A 1,389-nucleotide genomic window follows, 5' to 3' on the forward strand; every position below is an offset into this window, starting at 1 on the left:
CAGCATCGCTGCCGTTCCGCCGGGGCTCTGCATTGAGTCGCCGACAATGACGATTCCCGCGAGGACGGTGAACACCCCCATGATGGCCGCCCCGGTCCGCAGCAACACGGTGGACCGCTGCTGGGGATCCTTGTCGCGCGTTCTGACCACGACGATGGCAAATACAATAATCGCGCCGAGCGCCAAAATGACCGGGACGTTCATGGGATGCCTCCTGATGGCGAACGGAGCCTACGTCCATTGCATCCACGGTCCAGTTGCGTTGCCAAGGGGAGAAAGGCCCGCTTCGGTGCGGGGGTGCTGGTGGAGTGCACTCAACTCGGGCCTTCCTGGCATATGTCGAGACGCAATACACTCCAGGCTGCATCCATGGCATCTCCGGTGGCAGCAATATACGCCCGCATCTCAGACGACAAAACAGGCGAGCCTAGGCGTGCAACGCCAGGAGGAGGACTGTCGCGCCCTTGCGGAAGAGCAAGGAATGTCAGTTCACGCGGTCTACACGGATAACGACATCAGCGCCTACTCAGGCAAGAAGCGCCCCGGCGACCTGAGGATGCTGGCGGACATCGCAGCGGGGGCCGTCGATGTCGTCATAAGCTGGCACACTGACCGGCTCCACCGTAGTCCCACAGAGCTTGAGGACTACATAGCCGTATGCAACAAGCATTCTGTCGCCACGCATACAGTCAAGGGCGGGGAGATTGRCCTACGCACGCCAGAAGGGATGTTGCGGGCTGGCCTGCTGGGGCAGGTTGCCCGCTATGAGTCTGCCCACAAGGCGGAGCGTGTACGTCGAGCCCAACAGCAAAAGGCCATGACTGGGGATGGCTGGGCGGCTCCCGCCCCTTTGGCTGGCAGAGCGTCGGGTGTCCCTGTGCTGGACGATGTTGGGGCGGCCATTGTGCGCGAGGCCCAAGGCCACGTTCTGGCAGGGTTCTCGCTGGGGTCATTCATTCAGATGTTGGGTGACCGCGGGGTAGGACCGCTCGCGGTGGCGCGTGGTCCTACGCAACCTTGCGGCAGATGCTCCTGCGCCCCCGCAACGCTGGCCTTGCCGAGTGGGAGGGGGAAATTGTCGGAGAGTCGGAGTTTCCGGCCATAGTGGAGCGCCACATTTGGGAAGCCACATGCGCTGTACTGAAGGACCCGGCACGTAGGCGCTCGCGGACGAACAAGGCAAGGCATTTGCTGGCGGGCATCGCCCTGTGCGCCGAATGCCTGAGCCCAATGAAGTCCGCGCAGATCACCGATCGCAACGACATGGTGACGAACTACGCGATCACTATGCTGAGAATGCCGAATGTCACCCACATGGCCAAACCAATCCTTGACGATTATCGACAACGCGGGCTTCCAGGCCCTTGAGATTGATGATGCGCTTGAGAG

General features: G+C 61.8%; 2 protein-coding genes and 2 pseudogenes. 3 read left to right on the forward strand and 1 reads right to left on the reverse strand.

Annotated elements, in window-relative coordinates; all coding sequences use genetic code 11:
- On the reverse strand, positions 1–204 hold a 204-nt coding region (locus tag AC1DEY_RS23405), incomplete at its 3' end, for a hypothetical protein (RefSeq protein ID WP_476870087.1).
- A 13-nt stretch (positions 205–217) separates the two neighbouring features.
- Between AC1DEY_RS23405 and AC1DEY_RS23410 the strand changes: the two are divergent.
- The 3 genes and pseudogenes from AC1DEY_RS23410 to AC1DEY_RS23420 form a co-directional block, all read left to right on the forward strand.
- Positions 218–814: pseudogene (locus tag AC1DEY_RS23410) on the forward strand (recombinase family protein); the annotation flags it as partial.
- Between the two features lie 179 nt (positions 815–993).
- Positions 994–1,134 (forward strand): annotated as a pseudogene (locus AC1DEY_RS23415) (recombinase family protein); the annotation flags it as partial.
- Positions 1,135–1,188: 54 nt separating this feature from the next.
- On the forward strand, positions 1,189–1,368 hold the full coding sequence (locus AC1DEY_RS23420; protein WP_476870088.1) for a hypothetical protein: 180 nt from the start codon (positions 1,189–1,191) through the stop codon (positions 1,366–1,368).
- Positions 1,369–1,389 lie beyond the last annotated feature (21 nt).

Source organism: Arthrobacter sp. 05T47 (genome assembly GCF_056395825.1).